General features: G+C 65.3%; 2 protein-coding genes. Both read right to left on the reverse strand.

All coding sequences use genetic code 11. The annotated features are described in order from the left end of the window. Positions 1 to 631, reverse strand: a 631-nt coding sequence (locus SZN_RS37065; RefSeq protein ID WP_208865899.1) for a hypothetical protein, incomplete at its 3' end; no start/stop codon positions are given. Positions 632 to 867: 236 nt separating this feature from the next. After that, the gene (locus SZN_RS41175) at positions 868 to 1143 is read right to left on the reverse strand and encodes a hypothetical protein (protein ID WP_139063694.1); all 276 of its coding nucleotides are present in this window, start codon (positions 1141 to 1143) and stop codon (positions 868 to 870) included. Positions 1144 to 1486: the final 343 nt, after the last annotated feature.

A 1486-nucleotide genomic window follows, 5' to 3' on the forward strand; every position in this document is an offset into this window, starting at 1 on the left:
CGATCTGATCCAGGAACAGGTACAACTCGCCCAACTCGGTGTTGGCCAACCGAACACGTGGTTTCAGTTGTCCGGCCCCCGAGGAAGTCTTCGGACGTTCGTCCCTCCCGACATCGACCCCTGTGACGCTGACGGGCAGCACGTGGAGCCGGCCTTGCTCTCGTACACGATGAAGTCCGAGCACGGGATCGGACCTCCATCGGCCGAACAGCGCCAGGAAGGAGACGGCGAACAGGGAGATCAGAACCAGGGCTATCGTCCAGAAGTCGGCACGTCCGCCGGTCATCTCCTCAAGTGACTGTCGACTTCCGAGGAAGAAACCAAGCTCAGGAGAGGACGGCGCGAAGAGAACATAAGTCTCCTCCCCCGCCCGCGGTTCCCTCTTCGAGGTCAGGCTCGACTGATGGACCTGGGCGCCCTCGTCGAACGGAACGAGCACCCTGACGACGGAGTCGTAGTGGCCATTGGCGCGTTGACCGCTGACGTACTTCGTCTCAAGGACCTTCTCAATTCGGACTGTACGCAGCGCGGACCCGGCGTCCACGAGCTCCCACGCGTCTTTCGTCGGAGCCATCGCCGCGTAGGCGACCGTGAAGACAGGGATCATCCACGCCCAAGTCGCGAAGTTCACCCAGGCGTTGCGCTGCTCGGTCCACCAGTACCGCCCACCCGAGTCCGGGGCACCGACGGGGCCCCGTCGCAGCAGAACAGCACCACCGGCCGCGGCCACGACCGCCACCCCGAGGCCCACGACCAGGTCCCATCGGGGCGGACGAACAGCGGGCTGGATCAGAGCGGCGCAAATGGTCCCCGCCATGCCAAGGCCCAGCAGAGCAAGGCAGCGCGTGAGGGAGCCGAACCTCGTCATCAACCGAAATCTTCCTCAAGAGTCCTCTGCTTGCGGCCGAAGGCCGTCTTCGGTTCATCTTCGCCGGTGGGGCGCTTTTTTTCTTCCTCCGCGGCCAATTCCCCACCTGCGCCGGCCAGCGCGGCGCCGACACCACCGGCAGGTACTTCGATGGCGAAGTCAGGGTTCTCGCCACGCCGACCGTAACGTGATGTGTCCCAGTCGGCCGCGACGGGAATGGTGTCGCGGTAGTACCCCGCTCCACCGACCGCCCCGCCGCCGAGCGCGCCGCCCACCGCATTCTCTAGCTTCGCGCCTTCACAAAGCGGGCTGTCCAGCGGGCGGTCAGAACGCCCGTGGCCTGCTGGCCGGGCTGCCCGTGCTCGACCTCACAGGCACCGCCCAACTCCGGGAAACCCCACCGCCTGCGGTTCCGGCTGCTCCGCGGCCACCCGACTCGTCAGTACCGGCCGACGCAGAACTTTCCGCCTCGCCCAGCACTGTCCCTGGACCGGTGAGATCACCACCACGAATCGGCGCGTACTCCTGACGTCCACGGCTGACCGGTAACTTCACCACTCACCCAAGCACAGTGCCCACATCAGCAATCCGAAGAATACTCATGGACGATCGAGGTTC

Origin of the sequence: Streptomyces zinciresistens K42 (assembly GCF_000225525.1) — a bacterium.
In the GTDB taxonomy this organism is placed as follows: Bacteria; Actinomycetota; Actinomycetes; order Streptomycetales; family Streptomycetaceae; genus Streptomyces; species Streptomyces zinciresistens.